Genomic DNA, 19,416 nt, shown 5'->3' on the forward strand with positions numbered 1-19,416 from the left:
GTCAGCAAACGTTAGCGGGCAGGTAGCGACGGTCCATCCCGCCGCACACCTGCAGTGGCACATGCCTCGATGTCGAGCCGGTCGGCGGGATGTGCGCGTGCTGGACCTCGTAGCTCGCGATGTGGTGGAACAGCGGAGCGGCCACGTCACCGCCCTCCAGTCCGTGCGCGGGGTTGTCGACCATGATCGCGACGACGAACTGCGGATCGTCGGCCGGCATCATGCCGGCGAAGGTGTCCCAGTTCATCCATTCCGAGTACCGACCGCCGTGGGCCGGGTCGGGCTGCTGCGCCGTACCGGTCTTGCCGGCGACCCGATAGCCCGGAACCGCCGCGCGGACGCCGGTCCCGCCGGGCATCGTGACCGATTCGAGCATCGTGCGCAGCGTCTTCGACGTGGCGGGAGTGATGACGCGGATGCCGCCTGGCTGTGTGGTCTCGGTGACCGAACCGTCGGACTTCGTCACCGACTGCACGATGCGCGGCGGGATACGGACCCCGTTGTTGGCGATCGTCTGGTAGATGGACGCGAGCTGCAGCACCGTCATGCTTTCGCCCTGCCCGAACGGGAGGTTGGCGAACGTCGACGCCGACCAGTCCTTCAGCGGCGGCACGTAACCGCTGCTCTCCCCGGGCAGTTCGATCCCGGTCTTGGTGCCCACTCCGAACAGCTTCTCGTAGCGGTACCAGGTTTCCGGGCCGAGTTTCTGGGCGATCTTCAGCGTGCCGACGTTCGACGACTCGGCGAGGACGCCGGTCGCGGTGAAGTTCTGGGTGGCGTGCGGCCAGGCATCGCTGACCGTGACGCCACCCATCTGGATGGAGTCCGGCACGCGGATCGCGGTCTGGGGTGTGAGCAGTTCCTCCTGCAGAGCGGCGGCGAAGGTGATCGCCTTCTGCACCGACCCCGGCTCGAAGGCCGACATGACCGGCGGGTCGATCGGCTTGTCGGGGTCGATCGTCTGCGGATCCGAGGCGTCGAACGTGCCCGAAGAGGCCAGCGCGAGGACCTGACCCGTGTGCACGTCGAGCACGGCCATCTGGGCGCCGCGTGCGCCGGACTCCGGCACCGCCGTGTCGAGGTACTGCTGGGCGACGTACTGCAGGCTCTGGTCGAGCGTCAGCTTGATCGCCGCTCCGTTCTTCGCCGGCTTCGTGGTCGTGCGGCTGCTCGGGTTGACGTTGCCGATGTTGTCGACGGAGTACGTCATCGTCCCGTCGCGACCGGCCAGCAGGCGGTCCAGTTCGGCTTCGATCCCGGCGGCGCCCTGGCCGTCGGAGTGCACGGTGCCGAGGACGTTGGCGGCGGTGGTCCGGCCGGGGTACTGCCGCTGCGTGGTTGCTTGTGTGTAGATCCCGGGCAGTCGCTGGTCGATCACCTTCTGCGCCGTCATGGGCGAGAGTGCCGTGGCCAGAAGCGCGTAGTGCCCCTTCTTCTGCAGGCCCTGCAGCACGGTCAGCTCGGCCTTCCCGATGAGCGGGGCGAGCACCGTCGCGTAGTGCCACCGGTCCGTGATCTTGATCTGCGTCGGGTCGGCGGTGATGTCCTGGGCGTTGGAGGTGTAGGCCAACACGGTGCCGTCGCGGTCGAGGATCGAGCCGCGCAGCGCGTGCAGCGTGACCGTGTCGACGCGCTGCGCCGCCGCCTGACCGGCGAGATTGCCGTGGTCGACGCCCTGCAGCTGAACCAGCCGGCCACCGATCACGAGCAGGAGGGTGCAGACCGCGGCGAAGCCGAACCGCAGCCGCCCGTCGAGGCCGCCGAGCCGCATCGTTCTCCGGGAGCGTGGCGCGTGTCGTTTCGCCGGACGCCGCGGCGGAACCGGCCTCGTGGGGCGACTCGGTCGAGCCGGGGGCGGCCCGAAGCGTCGCCCCGGCGGCGGCTGCCTGCGGTCGGTCATCGGTTGCCTCCGGGCAGCGTGAGTCTCGGGGTCGGCGTCGGTGTGGGTGAGAGATGCGCCGAGGTGTGGGGCGTACCGGAAGGCTTGGCCGGCGACGTCTTCGCGGCTGTGCCCGCGCGGCCGGCGGTCGTCGTTGCGGCGGCGGAACCGGTCGGTGTGCGGGTCGGCGTCGCGGCCTTCTTCCTCTTCCTTTTGGCCGGCTGTTGGACGACGTGCACGTCGGACGCCGGTGCCGGCCGGCCCAACACACGCACCGTCCCGTCGGCACCGACGACGAGGAAGGCGGGGTTCGCGCCCGGAACCATGCCGAGTTCGGCGGCGGCCCGGGCCAGGTTGCCCGGTGCAGCGCTGGCGGCCACCTCGTTCTGCAGTTCCTGTACTTGGGCGGCCACCATGGCGTCGCGAGCGGTCAGATCGTGGCGGCGTACCTCGTTGGCCGCGGACGCGGTGTTCAGCAGGAGCAACAAGCCCATCCCACCGGCGATGAGGACGGTGACCAACAGCGCGAACGGCACCCGCGGCGCATGTCCGGGTCGACCGGCCGGGGCCTGCGGGCGCCGGGTCGGGTGATGCCGCGCCGCGGGGCGGACGACGTCGAGCAGCTGGTCGACATTCACGCCGACTCCCGAATGCGTTCAGCAGCCCGCAGCCGCACCGAGGCCGCTCGCGGATTGCGCTCGACCTCCTCCGCGCTCGCCTGCTCCGACCCGCGGGTGAGCAGACGAAGCTGCGGACCTGCGGCGGCGAGCTGCACCGGCAGGTCCTGAGGCGTGGTGTCGGTGGCGAGGGCGGCCAGGGCCTGCTTGGCGATCCGGTCCTCCAGCGAGTGGTAGGCGAGCACGACGATCCGGCCGCCGACGTGCAAGGCTTCAAGGGCGGCCGGGACGGCGGCCCGCACCGCGTCGAGCTCGCCGTTCACCTCGATCCGCAGCGCTTGGAACGTGCGTTTGGCTGGGTGGCCCCCGCGCCGGCGCGTCGCGGCCGGGATGGCCTCGCGCACCAGTTCGGCCAGCTGGGCAGTCGACTGCAGCGGGGCCACCCGGCGCTCGCGGTCGATGGCTTGGGCGACGCGGAGCGCGAACCGCTCCTCGCCGTACTGACGCAGGATGCGGGCCAGCTCGCGCACCGGGTAGGTGTTGACGACCTTCGCGGCGGTCAGGTCGGCGTCCTGATCCATTCGCATGTCCAGCGGTGCGTCGTGGGCGTAGGCGAAGCCGCGCTCGGGGACGTCCAGTTGCATGGATGAGACGCCGAGGTCGAACAGGACACCGTCCACCCCGTCGAGTCCGAGCTCGTCCAGTACCTCGGGCATCCGGTCGTACACGGCGTGCACCAGGTGGATTCGCTCGGCATAGGCGGCGAGCCGGTCGCGACTGCGGGCGAGGGCGGCGGGGTCGCGGTCGAGGCCGACCAACGTCAGCTGCGGATGGGCCTCCAGCAGCGCCTCGGCGTGCCCACCAAGGCCGAGGGTGGCGTCGACCGCGACCGCGGGGCGATCGGCCAGTGCGGGGGCGAGCAGGGCGATGACCCGGTCGAGCAGCACGGGGACGTGCACCTCACCAGCGGCGTCGCGGCGCTGCGGCGCCTCGTCGGATCCGTCCATCGGCACGGCTCTTCTCACGTCTCTCTCGGGTTGCACGGCCGGGGAGTGGGGAGTGGTGGGGAGGGATCGGGCAACCCGTTCGATCGGGTCCCCGCCCGCTCCGCCTGACATCGGGGAAGTGAGGTCAGGAGGTGACGGGAGGAGGCCGGACCCAACGCGTCGATCGGCGCTCGGCTGATCACAGGACGCCAGGCAGCACCTCCTCGGCGATGTCGGCGAAGGCCGGCTCGGTCGCTTCCAGGTAGTCCTGCCACGCGGCCGCGTCCCAGACCTCGATCCGGGTGTTAGCGCCGATGACGACGCAGTCCTTGCTGAGCCCCGCGTACTGCCGCAGCGTCGGCGGAACGGTGACCCGGCCCTGCCCGTCGGGAGTCTCGTTCGACGCACTCGCGAACAGCACCCGGCCGTAGTCGCGGACCCGGCGGTCCGTGACCGGCGCGTTGCGCAGCGCGTCGGTGACCCGGCCGAACTCGGTCACCGGAAAGACGTAGAGGCACCGGTCCTGTCCCTTGCAGATCACCAGGCCTCCTTCCAGCTCGGGTCGAAACCGGGCGGGGAGGGCGAGGCGACCCTTGTCGTCCAGGCGTGGGGTGTGAGTGCCGAGAAACACCGGCACTCACCTCGATCCGCGCTCTGGGCGAGCCGCTCGCCGCCAACTCTCCCCACCGAGCCCCACTCTAACCCACATCATGCCACCGTCAATCACCTGCGGCGCGCGCGCCGGGGAATTCACAGGACGGCCGACGGACCCGGCGAGACCGGACGGTGACCCACCGGTGATCAGACGGTGACGACCGGGCAGGTGCCCAAGGCGGCCGCGCTCGGCATACTCGACGCTGACCCGCGGCACCCCGCGAGCAAGAACGAATGGACGCATACGTGGAAGACCTCCATCCCGCGGCCCGCCATGCCGGCACCGAGGCTCTCTCGGCGCCGGTCGCGGTTTCGATCCCCGCCGTGCACGACGCCGGCCAGCGGATCGCCGCGAACATCGAACGCGTCATCGAGGGCAAACGCGCGTCGGTGATGCTCGGCCTGGCCGTCCTTCTCGCCGAAGGCCACCTCTTGATCGAGGACGTGCCCGGCGTGGGCAAGACCAAGTTCGCGAAGGCGTTGGCCCGCTCGATCGACTGCTCCGTGCGGCGGGTGCAGTTCACGCCTGATCTGCTGCCCAGCGACATCACCGGCGTCAGCGTCTATAACGCCGAGGACCGCGACTTCGAGTTCAAGCCAGGCCCGGTGTTCGCCAACATCGTCGTCGGTGACGAGATCAACCGCGCCTCGCCGAAGACGCAGGCGGCGCTGCTCGAGTGCATGGAGGAGCAGCAGGTCACCGTGGACGGCGTGACCTACCGGCTGGAATCGCCCTTCATGGTGCTGGCCACCCAGAACCCCATCGACATGGAGGGCACCTATCCCCTGCCCGAAGCACAGCGGGACCGGTTCACCGCACGCATCTCGATGGGCTACCCGGACCGCGCCGCCGAGATCACCATGCTCGGCGAGCACGCTGCGGTGGATCCGCTCGACACCCTGCTGCCCGTGTCCGACGCCACGGAGGTCCGTGCGCTCATCGGCGCCGTCCGGTCCGTGTACGTCTCGGACTCGATCAAGGCCTACGCCGTCGACCTCGCCGAGGCCACCCGGCGGGCCGCGGAGATCCGGCTGGGAGCGTCGCCGCGCGCGACCCTGCAGCTGCTGCGGGCGAGCAAGGCGTGGGCAGCGTTGTCCGGCCGCGAGTACGTGATCCCCGACGACGTGCAGTACCTACTCCCCCCCGTCCTCGGCCACCGGCTGCTGCTCACCGCCGAGGCCCACGTCGCGGGCCGCAGCACGACCGACATCCTTGAGCGCATCGGCCGCAGCACGCCGATCCCGGCCGTCGCCGGTCGGGTGAACGGCTAGCGGTGAGCGCGCGTCGCGGTGGGTTCACCACACGCGCCAGTTGCCTGCTCGCCGCGGGGATCACCGCGGTGCTCTGCGGACTGCTCCTCGGCGAGGTCGATCTGGTTCGGGCCGGAATCCTGGCCGCCGCGATCCCCTGTACCGCGGCGCTGGTCGTGCAACGTTCGCGGGTGCGGATCGGCAACCGTCGCAGCATCGAACCGACGCGGGTGTCGGCCGGCGACGCGGTCAGCATCCACCTCGTGATCAGCAACAAGTCGCTGCTGCGCACCGGAACGCTGATGGTCGAGGACCAGCTGCCCGAGCGGCTGGTCGGGCACGCCCGCTTCGTGCTCGACCCGTTGGGCAGCCACGAGTCGCGCACCGTCTCCTACCGGATCCCCGGGCTCGGCCGCGGGCGGTACCGGGTCGGGCCGCTGCGGATCCGGTTGACCGATCCGTTCCGGATGATCGATCTCAGCCGGTCCTTCACCGCGACCAGCGACTTCATCGTGGGACCGGTCGTGGATGCGCTCCCGGCCGTCGAACCGCCGCGCTCCGACGAGCTGGGCGACAACGCCGGCTCGCACTCGGTCGGCGCGTACGGAGCCGACGACCAGTCGACCCGCGAGTACCGGACGGGCGACGACCTGCGCAAGATCCACTGGCGCTCGTCGGCGCGCACCGGCGCCCTGATGGTGCGGCAGGAGGAGCGGCCGTGGCGCGGCCAGAGCACCCTCCTGCTCGACCTGCGATCGGCCGGACACGTGGCGGCGGCCGGCCATCCCGTCGCCGGCGTCGATCCGCGCCAGACCAGCAGTCTGGAGTGGGCGGTCAGCGCAGCGGCGAGCATCGGCAACCACGTCCTCATGCGCGGCCGGGAACTCACGTTGCTGACCGGTCCCTCGGCCGACCGGTTGCGCTTCGCCAGCCCGCTGCCCCTCACCCAGCACCTGGCCGGCGTCCGCGAGGCGGGCCACCTCGACCTCGGGGCCATGGCTGCGCCCATCCGGTCAGCGGCGCGCGACTCGTCCCTGATCGCCGTCATCGGCCGGCTCGATCCGGCGACCCTGCGCACGCTGGCCGACGCCCATCCGCGCGGTCGGTCGTCGCCGGCGTTCGCGCTGCTGCTCGATGTGGACACCTGGCAGGACGCCGCCGCCGACGGTCTGCGCCGCACCGAGGTGTCGGCCGGCGCCGACGTCCTGCGCAACGCCGGCTGGCGGGTGACCGTCGTGCGGCACGGCGAGAGCACGCCTGAGGCGTGGCAGATCCTGCTGGCCGGGTTCACCACGTCGGCCCGCACCGTGGCGGTTCTGCGATGACCGCAACTCTCACTCGCGATCGGTGGAACGCGCCGGCCGGCGAACCGCCGGGAGTGTTCGCGCACTCCGGTGCCCGGCGGACCCTCCTCGCGGGGCTCGGCACGGCCCTCGCCGTGTTTCCGCTCAAGGCGCTGATGGCCGACAACGTGTGGCTCGTCGAGGCCTGGTTCGCGATGGCTGTGGTCATTCTCCCAGCGGCCGCCCTTCGGGCTCGCCGGGCTCCCGGAGCGCTCGACATCTGGCCCGGGATCGTGCTGCTCGTCCCGATCCTCACCGCGATGTTCGTGCGTCGTCACGCGTGGGGCGGCCTGATCCCGACGGGCGCAACACTCACCGACGTCGGCCACCTCATGAACAGCCTGCATCACACGACGAGCGACGAGATCGCGCCGATCCACAGCACGCCCGCGGTGCGGCTGGTCATGTGCGCGCTGCTGGGCCTGCTCGCCGCGCTCATCGACCTGATCGCCGTCGTGGGCCGCCGCGGCGCGCTGGCCGGGGTGCCGCTGCTGGTGGTCTACACCGTCTCCGGCGCTGTGCCCCGCACGCCGGTTGCGTGGTTCTGGTTCGGCGTCGCGGCGGTGGGGTTCCTGATCCTTCTGGGCCTGGACGCCGACGACGAGCTCCACCACTGGGGTCGGCGGATCTCGCGGCGCGGCGACAAGAGCGCCCGGCATGTCCTCGGCGTATCGGCGCAACGCATCGGCATCATCGCCGTGCTCGCGGCCGTCGTGCTGCCCTTCTTACTGCCGGACCAGCAGAAGAACCTGCTGGCCGACGCCTTCCGCGGCAACGGAAGCAACGGTCTGGGCAGCTTCGGCGCGGGTACCGGCGGCGGCGGGGGCATCAGCCCCTTCGCCGCGCTCAAAGGCCAGCTCGACCGCGACAAGCCGACCCCGCTGATGACCGTGCACGTCGAGTCGTCGCAGCCGGTCCAGCCCTTCTACGCCCGGTCGAACGTGCTGGACAAGTACGTCGTCAACGAGGGCTGGGGTGTCAGCGGGCACGGCGACACCGAACCCCTCGACCGGACCGGCTTCGACAGCCTCCCACCGGCGGCCGGTAAACCGACGCTGGCCTACCGCGCCGACATCACGATCACCGGACTCACCGGCAACGTGCCCGTGTTCACCGCCCCCAACAGCGTCGACGGCCTCACGTCCGACGCCCGGTGGAGCCCGCAGGACCAGTTGCTCCTGGGCGACAAGGTCCACAGGGACGAGCACATCGCCCAGAGCGTCGAGCAGCTCCAGCCGCGGATCGCCGATCTGGCCGCCGCCCCGCCGGTGGCGGCCGGTGAGATGGCGCGGTGGCTCGTCCTCCCGCCCATCCGCAGCTCCGTGCGGACACTCGTTGGCCAGATCACGCGCGGCAAGGACTCCCCGTACGCCCGCGCCCGGGCGATCACCGACTGGTTCGCCGCCCCGGCCAACAATTTCGTCTACAGCCTCAAGACGACCAAGGGCGACTCCGGCGACGACCTCGTCGACTTCCTCCAGCAGCGGAGGGGCTACTGCCAGCAGTACGCCGCCGCCATGGGCGTCATGCTGCGCCTGGCCGGCGTGCCGAGCCGGGTGGTTCTCGGCTACATGCATCCGGCGCCCGATCGCACCGGAACGTTCAAGATCACGACCTTCGACGCCCATGCGTGGGTCGAGGCATTCTTCCCCGGGCTGGGGTGGGTTCCCTTCGACCCGACACCGACCTCCGGGCTGACCGGCGGCAAGAAGACCGACCTGACGTACGCCCCGCACGTGTACCCGTCCACCTCCGACACCATCCCGTCGCGCGGCGCTTCGACGTCGGCGCACGAGCGGCCGGTCAATTCGGTCGGACCGAGTTCGGCGGCTTCGGGGGCACACGCGCCTCAGCCGACGGTCGACGCGCAGCTGCTGTGGACGGGCTTGGTCCTGATCGCGTTGCTGGCGCTGCTCCTGACCCCGGCGGCCACGCGGGCCGGCCGCCGCCGACGGCGGTACGCGGCTGGCCGCCGCGGAGACACCGATGCCCTCTGGGCCGAGCTGTCGGACAGTGCCGTCGACCTGGGCTACATCTGGTCTCCGGCCCGGTCGCCGCGCCAGGTCTCGGCCTGGTTGGCCCGCGATGCGGCAGGCGCGGCGCCGGCGCTCGACGCCCTGGCCGCCGCGGTGGAGCACCAGCGGTACGCACCGGACGCCGGATCCGGTGATCCGGCGGCGCTGGCCGTCGGCCTGCAGGATGTCACCGAGCAGCTGCAGGCACGCCGAGCGCCGCGTACGCGGATGCTGGCCCGCTTCTGGCCCGCTTCCCTGGGCTGGGGCACCCGCCTCCGCAGGGCAACGCGAAAGCTCCGGCACCGGCATTGAGCAAGCCGAAGCTGGAACCCAGCCAGCACACCGACGCTGGAGGCAAGGAAACACGCTGGCTCAGCACGCCGGAAGGCAACGCCTTACAGCAGTGAATCGCGGAGAGGCGGGCTAATCCCGGAGAGGCGGGCCAGCCTCAGCTCTCGTCGAACCGCTTCTTCAGTCGTTCTTCCATGCGGCTCTTGAGGCCACCGGGGCGGGCAGGGCGGGCAGCGGGGTTGCTGGCCGGCGCCGTGGTGCTGCGTCCGCGATTGCCGCGGATGACCTGCACGGCGTAACCGCAGGATCCGACGACAAGCACGAAGCCGACGACGCTGAGCACGATGAGGTTGGTGAGCAGGCCGACGAGGACAAGGGCGAGGCCGGCGACGACGCCGAACGCGCACAACACGGCCGAGCGACGAATTCGGGAACGGGTCCGCGCGGAGCGCACGGAAGCGGCGAACTTCGGATCCTCCGCGTAGAGCGCCTGCTCGATCTCGTCCAGCAGCCTCTGCTCGTGATCGGAGAGCGGCACCAGGCCCTCCTTCGTCGCCGGGACCAGATGGCCGTCGGCGGTACTCGTTCCGATGGTGGTCGTAACCGGCCGAAAGAGCCGCTACACCCCGAGCATACGAGGCGAGACGTCGGATCGAAAGTTACGACGTCAAGTAAACGTGGTGGACGGGCAACTTGTTCGATCAAAGTCCGGCGATGTCTGATTCGTCGGGTCTCGGCGCCCGGCTTTGGGCCGGACGCCCCGAGGGTGTGGCCAGCAGCGTGCCGGGTTGCACCGCCGCCGCGCCGAACCGGGCCCGGGCCGCGTCGACGGCCAGGTCGGCCCCACGGCGTACGGGTGCCTCCGCCGGCTCGGCCGAGAGGTCCAGGGTCAGTTGCTCGTGAACGGAGTCGGTCTCCCGCAGCGCCTCGCACTTGACGCCCACGAGGCGGATTCGCGGCTGGTCGAGGTCCAGGCTGCGATACAGCGCGACGGCTGTCTCGTAGATCTCACCGGTGGAGGCGGTCCACGCCGGCAGGGTCCGCACCCGGGTCACCGTCCGGAAATCGGCGTAACGGATCTTGATGCCGACGGTCCGGGCGGCGAAGCCGCGGGCCCGGACCCGCGTCCCGACCTCCTCGGACAGCCGCAGCAGCTCCCGGCACACGTCGGCCTCGGCGGTGACGTCGACGTCGAGCGTCCGGTCGGCGCTGATCGACTTCTCCACCTCGTCGGGCTGGACGGGCCGCGGATCGATCCCGTGCGCCAGGGCGGACAGATGCTCGGCCGCCGACGAGCCGACCGAGCGTCGAAGCGTGTCGAGCGGCGTCTCGGCCAGGTCGCCGACCGTGCGGATGCCGAGACGGTGCAAGGTTTCCGCGGTGCGGGCGCCCACGCCCCACAGCGCAGTCACGGGCAACGGGTGCAGGAAGTCCAGGACGCGCGCGGCCGGCACCACCAGCATGCCGTCGGGCTTGCACCGAGCCGAGGCGAGCTTGGCCACGAACTTCGTCGGTGCGACGCCGACGGAGCAGGTGAGCCCGAGCTGCTCGACGATGCGCCGGCGGATCGTCGCCGCGATGACGCCGGGCCGGCCTTGCCCGCGGGTAGCGCCGCTCACGTCGAGGAACGCTTCGTCGAGGGAGAGCGGCTCGACGAGCGGGGTGATGTCGCGCAGAACGGCCATGACCTGCGCCGACGCCGCCGAGTAGGCGGCGCGGTCGGGCGGCAGCACGACCGCCGCCGGGCAGCGCCGCAGGGCCTGACTCATGGACATCGCGCTGTACACGCCGAAGCGGCGGGCTTCATAGGACGCAGCAGCGACAACCCCTCGCTGTCCGCCGCCGACGACCACCGGCTTGCCCCGCAGCTCGGGCCGCTTCTTGATCTCGACGCTCGCGAAGAAGGCGTCCATGTCGACATGCAGCATCGAGCACCCCGCGTCGTCGCCGTCGAAGCGACCGGCGGTGCGGGGCAGGTCGGCACTGCGTCCCATGGGTGCCTATCCGGGTCGGCGGGCGAGCAGATGGACCCGACCGGCGATCTCGGCGAACGGCGAGCGCCCGGAAGCGGCCGCGTCGAGCTCATCGAGGGCGTCCCGGGCGCCTGGGGCATCGAGAGCCGAGCCGGGCACGAGGTCGGAGAAGACGCCGATGCCGTGCCGCGCTTCGACGACCAGACCGGCTCCGGCGCACAGCGCCTCGACGGCGTCCGGCCCGATGCGCGCTTCCGGCGTGTACAGCTCGCGCAGTTCGGCGAGGGCCAGGACGGGCTCGCCGGCAAGGGCGCGGGCGACGACCGCCGCGACCGGGTTACCGACGAGGATGCTCATGAGGCCGCCCGGTCGCACGGCAGCGCGGATGCCGGCGAAGCCCGCGGCAACGTCGTCGACCGCCTCGAGGATGCCGTGTGCAAGCACGAGGTCGAATTCGGCGCCGCCGATCAGGTCGCCGAGCGCCTCGACGTCACCCTGCACTGGATGGACGGAGCTCGCGATGCCGGCCTCGGCGGCGCGGCGACTGAGGGTGGCGAGGGCGTCGGCGCTGATGTCGACGACGGTGACGTCGGCGCCGGCGACCGCCAGCGGCACGGCGTAGGTGCCGCTGCCACCGCCGCAGTCGAGCAGTACGGGGCGGCGTCCGGAGGTTCGGACGGAATCAAGTGCATCGAGCAGCAAGCGCGAGATCAGGCCGAACCGACCGGTCCCCGGGCGGTCGCGCCCGGTGTCGATCTGCATGCTCAGGCCTCGCTTCGATCGTCCGATCGGCGAAGCCGGCATCGCGCTGCTCGCCCCGCTCGCTCTCGGGCAAGCCTAGCCGGACCCGACGACACCGGCGGGGACCCGCTGAGCGTGCCGCGCGGGCCTCAGGCGGCGAGCAGGCCCAGCGAGTCCTCGACCAGCGAGAGGAATTCGCTGGCCGCGCGCAGCTGATCGTCGGCCGCCCGGGCGGATACGGCCGAGACCGCGCCGGCTTCGATGGCGACCCGGACCGATGCGCCCGCCGCGAAGTAGGCGGCCCATTCGGCGTGTTCGGGCGCCACGCGCTCGAGCAGCACCCAGACGTTCATCAACCGGCGCCGGGCCGAGGCGGGCCGACCCCGCTGAGCCGAGACCGCGGCGGCCGTGCGGAGCGCGGACAGGTGCGCCAGCCGGAACCGCTCGCCCGCTTCGGTGGTCTGGCCCGCGTCGGCCAGCACGGTGCGAGCTTGGGCCAGCAGGCTGAAGGCAGTGCCTCGGGCAGTCGGCGTGTCGCTACTCACGTGGCTGCCGGCCCGGGTCTTGGTCTGCGTCATTGCCGGTTCCTCCATTCGAACTGTCGTTCGATACTATCACGGTCCTACGACGATTTCGTTCTCGGTGGTGAGAACCCGGCGGTGCCGGACACTTCCTGGTGTGAGCCCCAACGAGCCGTTCGAGGCGACATTCCAAGCACTGTCGGCCCGCGTCTACGCCTACGCCCGCCGGCAATGCGATCCCACTGCGGCGCAGGACGTCGTGGCCGACACGTTCCTGGTCGCCTGGCGGCGGTGGGCCGACGTACCGTCCGACCCCCTCCCCTGGCTGCTGGTCGTTGCCCGCAACACCATCGCCAACCGGCGGCGCCACGATGCCCGGCAGGACCGCCTCGTCGACGCGGTGGGCCGGCTCGAGGTGCTGGCCGGCGGCGGGGCCGGAGCCGATCAGGGCGTGCTCGAGCGTGCGGCGTTCCTCGACGCCCTCCGCCAGCTCACCGAGGCCGAGCGGGAAGCGCTGCTTCTCGTCGCCTGGGACGGGCTGGCCAACGCTGATGCCGCCGGCGTCGCCGGCTGCTCGCGGCGCGCCTTCGAGGTCCGGCTCTCGAGGGCGCGGGCGCGATTGACCAGAGCAATGTCCGAACCATCGGCGCGCGCGGTGGCATTCGCCGTCGCCGCCGATCCCGCCGTCCCCGCGGACGCCGGCACACGGAAACAAGGGTGAGCGGCATGAAGCGCAACTCGGATTCGTCCTCCGTCCTCGATCTCGTCGCGTCCTACGCGCCGAACGAGAAGACGATCTCCGCGGAATGGAGTTCCGCAGCGATGCGCGACACGCTCGCGAGCATCGTCGGGAACGGCGGATCGGCCCTCCGCGCCGAGGACGCCGGCCCGGTGCACGACATCCCACTGCATTTCCTGCCCACGGCGTCGCGCCGGCGCCGGCCGGCCCGCTTCCTGCCGGTGGCCGCTGCCGTCGCGATCATCGCCCTGATCACTGGAATCGTCGCGGCCGTGGCCGGCACGAGCCACCGGAAGGGCGCCGTCGCCGGCGGCACCGTCGGGGCGCCGTTCGACCCGCCGGCCGGCCTGTCGACGGCGACACCGAACGCCGACCAGTACTACCACCAGGTTGACGAGCAGCTGGAACTCGATGCGGCCGGCAAGGTGAAGCCCGACGCCCAGGACGCGATGGTCAACCGCAACTACGTCTCGGCCACCGGCGAGATCACCAGCATCCGCACCGGCAGCCAGAACGTCTGCTACCGCTTCGGCGTCACGACCGGCTCGTCGTGGGAGCAGCCCACCCGCGCGTTCTTCGCCGCCCTGCCGACCGACGTCGACGCGCTGCAGACCTATCTGCGCAACCACGTCGAGGGTTCCTCGTCCCACGACGAGGCGGTCTTCGTCGCCGTCGGTGATGCGTTGCGCACGGCGGGCGGCCTGGCATCAGCCAAGCTGCGCGCCGCCATGCTGGCCGTGCTCAGCCGCACCCCGGGAGTGGTCCTGCACCTGAACGCGCAGGACTACCTGGACCGACCGGCGATCCGCGCCGACTTCGTCGATCAGCAGATCCGCCCGGGCGAGGTGCACGCCTACTACTTCGACCCGACCGATTTCCGCTTCCTCGAAGAACGGTTCGCCCACAACGGCGAGCCGTCCACTCACACCGGCCCGTCCCCGGCCTACGAGGCGACGACCGGTCCGGGCGATGATCCCGACGTCTTCACCGGCGCCGCGTTCGTCGACGTCATCCGGTCGGTCGAGGTCGTCGACCACCTGCCGACGCTGCCGTCGGACTGCAAGACGGCCTGAGGGATCACTGCAGGACGTCGACCACATCGCCGATGACGACGACCGCGGGGGCACCCACACCCTCGCGGTCGGCGGCTGCGGCGATGCCGGCGAGCGGCGCCCGGACGACCCGCTGCTCCGCGGTCGCAGCGCGATGCACCACGGCCGTCGGCGTTTCCGATGCCCGGCCGTGCTCGATCAACTCCTTGGCGATCAGATCGAGCCGCTCCATCGCCATGAGCAGGACGAGGGTGCCCGCGTGTGCGGCCAGGCCCGGCCAGTCGACCCCCTCGTCGGCGGGGCGGCCGGGGTCCAGGTGGCCGGACACGACGGTGAAGTCCGCGGCGACTCCGCGGTGAGTGAGCGGGATACCGGCGAGCGCCGGCCCGGCCAGCGCGGAGCTGAGCCCGGGAACGACGGTCACCGGTATCCCGGCCGCGACGCAGGCAAGCCACTCCTCCCCGCCGCGGCCGAAGACGAACGGGTCGCCGCCCTTGAGCCGGACGACGCGCTTCCCGGCCGCGGCCCGGTCCACGAGTACCGCGTTGATCTCGGCCTGCGTGAGGTTGTGACGGTGCGCGGACTTTCCGCAGTCGATCACTTCGACGTCCTCGCCCAGCGTGTCGAGGAGCTCCCGCGGAGCGAGCCGGTCGACGACGACGACATCGGCCTGGGCCACCAGCCGCCGCCCGCGGACCGTGATCAACTCCGGGTCACCCGGCCCACCACCGACCAGCGCCACGCTGCCGGCGCCCCGGGCGCGGACGCGCCGGCTGGGCAGCTCCCCGAGTTCCAGGGCGGCGGCGATGGCGTCGCGCAGGGCCATTGAACGGGCCGGGTCGTCATCCCCGTTCACTGCGACCGTGATGCCCTCGTGGCGGGCGACGGCCGACGTGCGCGCGGTACCCGATGCGGCGGCGTCGGCGCGCACACAGAAGATCCGGCGACGCTCGGCCGCCGCGCCGACGGCGGCGTTCACCGCGGCATCGTCGGTGCAGGCCATCACCAACCATGCGCCCTCGACGTCGGCCTCCTCGAACGGACGCGGGACGGTCTCCACCCCGAGCGCGGCGATCTCGGCGGCCACGTCGGTGGCGACCACGACGACGTGCGCCCCGGCCTCGTTCAGGCCCCGCGCCCGCCTGGAGGCCACGAATCCCCCACCGACGACTACGACGCGGCGACCGGTCAGGTCGAGGAGGAGCGGGAAACCGTTCACCGGACCATTGTCGCGGCCCCGCCGGCGCGGTGACGGCCCGACGTGAGATGGGTCCCGGGATTTTCGGCACATCGCGTCGCTGTGGGACCATGGGTCCATGGCGCCCCCGGCAACGATGCTGACCTCGCGCCGCCACATCGACCTCCTCCGCGTGGCGACCGCGGCCTGTTGAGCGGCGACGGCGGTTCGGCCGCCGTCGCGCCCCTGCGTCATCCGCCATTCATCGTCAGGGAAGGAACGCCGCCATGCCGGCGCGAGCGAGCCAGCAACGCAGAGGCCAGGGCCAGTGGGCCCTCGGCTACCGGGAGCCGCTGAACCCGAACGAGCGGAGCAAGAAGGACGACAATCCGCTGAACGTCCGGCAGCGGATCCTCGACATCTACCAGCACACCGGCTTCGGCGGCATCGACCCCAGCGACCTGCGCGGCCGTTTCCGGTGGATGGGCCTCTACACGCAGCGCCGGCAGGGCATTCCGGGTGGGCAGACCGCGACCCTCGAGCCCGAGGAACTCGAGGATGAGTTCTTCATGATGCGGATCCGGATCGACGGCGGTCGGCTCACCAGCGAGCAGCTGCGGGTCATTGCCGACATCTCCACCACGCACGGCCGCAACATCGCCGACGTGACCGACCGGCAGAACATCCAGTTGCACTGGGTCCGGATCGAGGACGTCCCGGTCATCTGGGACAAACTCGCCGCGGTCGGCCTGAGCACGACGGAGGCCTGCGGCGACTGCCCGCGCGTCATGATCGGTTGCCCGCTCGAGGGCGTGGCCGCCGACCAGGTGCTCGATGCCACTGACGTGCTGCGCGAACTCGTCGACACCTATGTGGGCGACCCGGCGTTCTCGAATCTGCCGCGCAAATACAAGACGTCGGTCTCCGGCTGCAGCCACCACTGCGTCAACCACGAGATCAACGACCTCGCGTTCGTCGGCGTGGTCGGCCCGGACGGCACCACCGGCTTCGATGTCTGGGTCGGCGGTGGGCTGTCGACCAATCCCCGCTTCGCGGAGCGGTTGGGGGTTTTCGTCCGGCCCGACGAGGTCACGGAGGTGTGGGGCGGCGTCACCTCCGTCTTCCGCGACTACGGCTACCGGCGGCAGCGCAACCACGCCCGGCTGAAGTTCCTGATCGCCGACTGGGGCCCGGAGAAGTTCCGCGAGGTCCTCGAGACCGAATACCTCAAGCGCAAGCTGACGGACGCCGCCGCCCCGCCGGCCTCGCCGGCCGAACGCGACCACACCGGCGTCTCGGCCCAGCACGACGGCCGTTTCGCCGTCGGCGCCACGACGCTCTCCGGTCGGACATCAGGCACTGTGCTGCGCAAGGTCGCCGATCTCGCCGATCGCGTGGGCCGGGGCCGCGTCAGCCTGACGATCCAGCAGGGCATCGTCGTTCTCGACGTCGAGGAGGGCGCGGTCGAGGACGTCATCACGGAACTGGATGCGCTGGAACTCACCGTCCGCCCGTCCGCCTTCCACAAGGGGACGATCGCGTGCACCGGCATCGAATTCTGCAAGCTGGCACTGGTCGAGACCAAGCAGCGGTCACAGGCGATCCGCCGTGAGATGGAGAAGCGGCTGCCTGGGTTCGACACGCCCATCACCATCAACGTGAACGGCTGCCCGAACTCGTGCGCCCGGTTCCAGGTCGCCGACATCGGCTTCAAGGGCATGGTCGCCAAGACCGCCGACGGTGATGTCGAGTCCTTCCAAGTGCATCTTGGCGGCCAGATGGGCACCGAAGCGGAATTCGGGCGCAAGTTCCGGGGTTTGAAGGTGACAGCAGAAGAAGCGCCCGACTACATCGAACGGGTGCTTCGCGGTTACCTCGAGCGCCGTGAAGGAGGCGAGGCGTTCGCGGCCTACGTGTCGCGAGCCGATGAAGCATGGTTGCTCTGAGTACTCGCGAGGAATTGAAGACGATCGCCGAACGGGGCGGTCGTGAGCTCGAGGGTGCATCCGCACTGGAGATCCTCAGCTGGGCCGACGAGCAATTCGGCCCGTCGTGGGCCGTCGCGTCGTCGATGGCCGACGCGGTCGTGCCGAGTCTCGCCGCCAAGGTCCGGCCCGGCGTCGACATCCTCTTCCTCGACACCGGTTATCACTTCGCCGAGACCATCGGGACGCGCGACGCGGTGGCGGCGACGTTACCGGTGAACATCCGCACGCTGACGGCCAAGCAGAGCGTCGAGGAGCAGGACGCGTCCTTCGGCGCCCGGCTGTACGAGCGCAACCCCGACCAGTGCTGCGCGCTGCGCAAGGTCATGCCGCTGCGCAAGGCGCTGAAGGATTACTCGGCCTGGGCGTCCGGCCTGCGGCGCGACGAGGCCCCCACCCGCAAGGACGTACGGGTCGTGGAATGGGACGAGCAGCGCTCGATGGTGAAGCTCAACCCGATCGCGGCGTGGAACCAGGACGACGTCGACCGCTACATCGCCGAGAACGGCATCCTCGTGAACCCGCTGCTGTCCGACGGCTACGGCTCGATCGGCTGCTGGCCCTGCACCCGCCGGCTCAAGCCGGGCGAGGACGCGCGGGCGGGACGTTGGTCGGGCACCAACAAGGTGGAGTGCGGGCTGCACTGAGCCCGGCTGGGTCGCAGCCGGCGGGCTCCCATTGGGCACGAGAGGAGCCCGCCCTGCGTTCGCCCGGCCATCTGCACCCCCCGGTTCGTGAGCGCAGTTCAGCGTCGCGTTCACTCAGATGGTCGGGCGACGTTCGTTGGGTCGGGCGTTTCGGCGGCGGTGTCCGTTCGGTGCCGCGACCGGGCGCCCTCGATCGCAGCCGCGAACTCGAGCCAACCTTGGAATTCGACGACGTTGCCGTCCTGGCCGATCAACCGGCCGTCGATGGGACGTCCGTCTCGCGCGTCGTGGTAGAGCACGATTTTCCACAACACCCGCGACGTCATGATCGAATCGTCGACAACCGCCCGCGGCACCGCATCAGTTGCGGACCCCTAAGAAATCCCTACGCTGACGCGGTCGGAAGGTGGGTATGGCGGGTCGGGCCGAGCGGACACTGTTGGAGCGCGACGAGGCGCTGGCAATCCTGGACGCGGCGCTGGCCGATCTCGTCACGGGCACCAGCGGGTTCGTGATCGTCGACGGTGCCGCCGGTATCGGGAAGAGCGCGCTGGTCGACGAGCTGGTGACCCGGGCCCGGCGCGCCGGCATCACTGTGGCGAGCGGCGCGGCGACTCATCTGGAGAGTGACCTCGCCTACGGCGTGGTCCGCCAGCTGTTCGAGCCGCTGCTCGCGGCGGCGGACGAGCAGGCGCGGCGGCACCTCGTCGCCGGTGCTGCTGAGCTGGCGCGACCGGTTCTGGAGATCTTCCCGGCCGCGGCGCCGGCCATGGCGCCGCCGGGCGCCGCCGCCGACCGCAGCTTCTCAGTGGCGCACGGCCTTTATTGGCTCACCGCGAACGTGGCCGAAGGCGGGCCGGTCGCCATCGTCATCGACGACGCGCAATGGTATGACGCCCCGTCGATGCGGTTCCTGGCCTACCTGGCCCGCCGCCTCAAGGGTCTATCGGTACTGCTCGTCGTGGCGCTGCGCTCCGGTGAGGAGCCCACGGACCCGGAATCACTGGCCGCCCTGACGGTTCCCGGCGCCGCGGTTCAGATCCGTCCCGATCCGCTGAGCGAGGACGCGGTCGCCGTCGTGGCCGAGCAACTGCTCGGATCGCGACCGGCGGCCGAGTTCGTCGCGGCCTGCCGCGCGGCGACCGGAGGCGTGCCCTTTCTCGTCCACGAGTTGCTGAAGGCGCTGGCCGCCGACGGCGTCGAACCGACGGCAGAAGCCGCAGCTCGGGTCTTCGGCTTCAGCCCGGACACGGTCGCCCACGCGACACTCCTGCGGCTTTCCCAGCTGGGCGCGCTGCACTCGGCCGGGCTGGTCGAGGGCGGCGACGCCGGGCTGGCCATGCTCGAGGAGCCCGTCGACGTGCTGACCGGCTGCGGTCACGCGCCGCTGGAGCAGGCCCGGAGCCAGACGGATCTCGGTGCGGCACTGCGCCGGTCCGGGCAGCGCGCGGTGGCCCGGGAGCCGTTGCGGATCGGTCTCTCACTGGCCGAACGGTGCGGCGCGCAGCGCCTCGCCGACCGGGCCGAGGACGAGCTGCGGCTCGC

General features: G+C 71.1%; 19 protein-coding genes. 9 read left to right on the forward strand and 10 right to left on the reverse strand.

From position 1 onward, the window contains the following. Position 1: 1 nt before the first annotated feature. The 4 genes from ABR571_RS17435 to mraZ form a co-directional block, all read right to left on the reverse strand. Entirely contained in the window at positions 2-1,771 is a 1,770-nt protein-coding gene (locus ABR571_RS17435) for a peptidoglycan D,D-transpeptidase FtsI family protein (RefSeq protein ID WP_409454478.1), read from the reverse strand. Positions 1,772-1,896: 125 nt separating this feature from the next. Further along, positions 1,897-2,517: a hypothetical protein gene (locus tag ABR571_RS17440; protein ID WP_409454479.1), complete on the reverse strand. Its 621-nt coding sequence runs from the start codon at positions 2,515-2,517 to the stop codon at positions 1,897-1,899. Next, the gene (rsmH, locus tag ABR571_RS17445) at positions 2,514-3,503 is read right to left on the reverse strand and encodes a 16S rRNA (cytosine(1402)-N(4))-methyltransferase RsmH (protein WP_409454480.1); all 990 of its coding nucleotides are present in this window, start codon (positions 3,501-3,503) and stop codon (positions 2,514-2,516) included. Before rsmH ends, ABR571_RS17440 begins: the two co-directional genes overlap by 4 nt. Positions 3,504-3,681: 178 nt before the next feature. Next, positions 3,682-4,113: a division/cell wall cluster transcriptional repressor MraZ gene (gene mraZ, locus ABR571_RS17450; protein WP_409454481.1), complete on the reverse strand. Its 432-nt coding sequence runs from the start codon at positions 4,111-4,113 to the stop codon at positions 3,682-3,684. Between the two features lie 257 nt (positions 4,114-4,370). Between mraZ and ABR571_RS17455 the strand changes: the two genes are divergently transcribed. From ABR571_RS17455 to ABR571_RS17465, 3 genes are read left to right on the forward strand one after another with little or no spacing between them, the layout of a single operon-like run. Continuing rightward, complete coding sequence (locus tag ABR571_RS17455) at positions 4,371-5,408, forward strand: AAA family ATPase (protein ID WP_409454482.1); 1,038 nt, start codon at positions 4,371-4,373, stop codon at positions 5,406-5,408. Between the two features lie 2 nt (positions 5,409-5,410). Next, positions 5,411-6,712 carry a DUF58 domain-containing protein gene (locus ABR571_RS17460; RefSeq protein WP_409454483.1) on the forward strand — a complete coding sequence of 434 codons (1,302 nt, stop codon included), beginning with the start codon at positions 5,411-5,413 and terminating at the stop codon, positions 6,710-6,712. Continuing rightward, positions 6,709-9,057, forward strand: coding sequence for a transglutaminaseTgpA domain-containing protein (locus ABR571_RS17465; protein WP_409454484.1), 2,349 nt, complete (start codon positions 6,709-6,711; stop codon positions 9,055-9,057). The genes ABR571_RS17460 and ABR571_RS17465 overlap by 4 nt, the downstream gene beginning before the upstream one ends. 136 nt (positions 9,058-9,193) lie before the next feature. Here the strand turns inward: ABR571_RS17465 and ABR571_RS17470 are convergent, their stop codons facing one another. The 4 genes from ABR571_RS17470 to ABR571_RS17485 all read right to left on the reverse strand — a co-directional run bounded on the left by ABR571_RS17470 (position 9,194) and on the right by ABR571_RS17485 (position 12,328). Next, positions 9,194-9,574, reverse strand: coding sequence for a DUF3040 domain-containing protein (locus ABR571_RS17470; protein WP_409454485.1), 381 nt, complete (start codon positions 9,572-9,574; stop codon positions 9,194-9,196). 163 nt (positions 9,575-9,737) lie between these two features. Then, positions 9,738-11,030, reverse strand: a complete 1,293-nt coding sequence (dinB, locus tag ABR571_RS17475; protein ID WP_409454486.1) for a DNA polymerase IV — start codon at positions 11,028-11,030, stop codon at positions 9,738-9,740. 6 nt (positions 11,031-11,036) lie between these two features. Continuing rightward, positions 11,037-11,771: a class I SAM-dependent methyltransferase gene (locus ABR571_RS17480; protein WP_409454487.1), complete on the reverse strand. Its 735-nt coding sequence runs from the start codon at positions 11,769-11,771 to the stop codon at positions 11,037-11,039. A 128-nt stretch (positions 11,772-11,899) separates the two neighbouring features. Further along, on the reverse strand, positions 11,900-12,328 hold the full coding sequence (locus ABR571_RS17485) for an SAV_6107 family HEPN domain-containing protein (RefSeq protein ID WP_409454488.1): 429 nt from the start codon (positions 12,326-12,328) through the stop codon (positions 11,900-11,902). A gap of 100 nt (positions 12,329-12,428) precedes the next feature. On the opposite strand from ABR571_RS17485, the gene ABR571_RS17490 reads away from it, so the two are divergent. After that, positions 12,429-12,992 carry an RNA polymerase sigma factor gene (locus ABR571_RS17490; protein ID WP_409454489.1) on the forward strand — a complete coding sequence of 188 codons (564 nt, stop codon included), beginning with the start codon at positions 12,429-12,431 and terminating at the stop codon, positions 12,990-12,992. A 5-nt stretch (positions 12,993-12,997) separates the two neighbouring features. After that, positions 12,998-14,083 carry a hypothetical protein gene (locus ABR571_RS17495; RefSeq protein WP_409454490.1) on the forward strand — a complete coding sequence of 362 codons (1,086 nt, stop codon included), beginning with the start codon at positions 12,998-13,000 and terminating at the stop codon, positions 14,081-14,083. A 4-nt stretch (positions 14,084-14,087) separates the two neighbouring features. Here ABR571_RS17495 and cobA read toward each other — a convergent pair whose 3' ends face one another. After that, positions 14,088-15,281 (reverse strand): uroporphyrinogen-III C-methyltransferase, encoded by a 1,194-nt coding sequence (gene cobA, locus ABR571_RS17500; protein WP_409454491.1) that lies wholly within the window; start codon positions 15,279-15,281, stop codon positions 14,088-14,090. 97 nt (positions 15,282-15,378) lie between these two features. On the opposite strand from cobA, the gene ABR571_RS17505 reads away from it, so the two are divergent. The 3 genes from ABR571_RS17505 to ABR571_RS17515 all read left to right on the forward strand — a co-directional run bounded on the left by ABR571_RS17505 (position 15,379) and on the right by ABR571_RS17515 (position 17,871). Further along, on the forward strand, positions 15,379-15,453 hold the full coding sequence (locus ABR571_RS17505) for a putative leader peptide (RefSeq protein WP_409454495.1): 75 nt from the start codon (positions 15,379-15,381) through the stop codon (positions 15,451-15,453). A 73-nt stretch (positions 15,454-15,526) separates the two neighbouring features. Continuing rightward, on the forward strand, positions 15,527-17,185 hold the full coding sequence (locus ABR571_RS17510) for a nitrite/sulfite reductase (protein ID WP_409454492.1): 1,659 nt from the start codon (positions 15,527-15,529) through the stop codon (positions 17,183-17,185). Then, entirely contained in the window at positions 17,173-17,871 is a 699-nt protein-coding gene (locus tag ABR571_RS17515) for a phosphoadenylyl-sulfate reductase (RefSeq protein WP_409454493.1), read from the forward strand. Before ABR571_RS17510 ends, ABR571_RS17515 begins: the two co-directional genes overlap by 13 nt. Positions 17,872-17,981: 110 nt before the next feature. On the opposite strand, the gene ABR571_RS17520 is transcribed toward ABR571_RS17515, so the two are convergent. After that, positions 17,982-18,197, reverse strand: coding sequence for a hypothetical protein (locus ABR571_RS17520; protein WP_409454494.1), 216 nt, complete (start codon positions 18,195-18,197; stop codon positions 17,982-17,984). A gap of 86 nt (positions 18,198-18,283) precedes the next feature. On the opposite strand from ABR571_RS17520, the gene ABR571_RS17525 reads away from it, so the two are divergent. Beyond that, the coding region (locus ABR571_RS17525; protein ID WP_409454496.1) for an AAA family ATPase at positions 18,284-19,416 on the forward strand (1,133 nt) is incomplete at its 3' end.

It is taken from the genome of Jatrophihabitans sp. (assembly GCF_046262535.1).
Taxonomy (GTDB): domain Bacteria; phylum Actinomycetota; class Actinomycetes; order Mycobacteriales; family Jatrophihabitantaceae; genus Jatrophihabitans.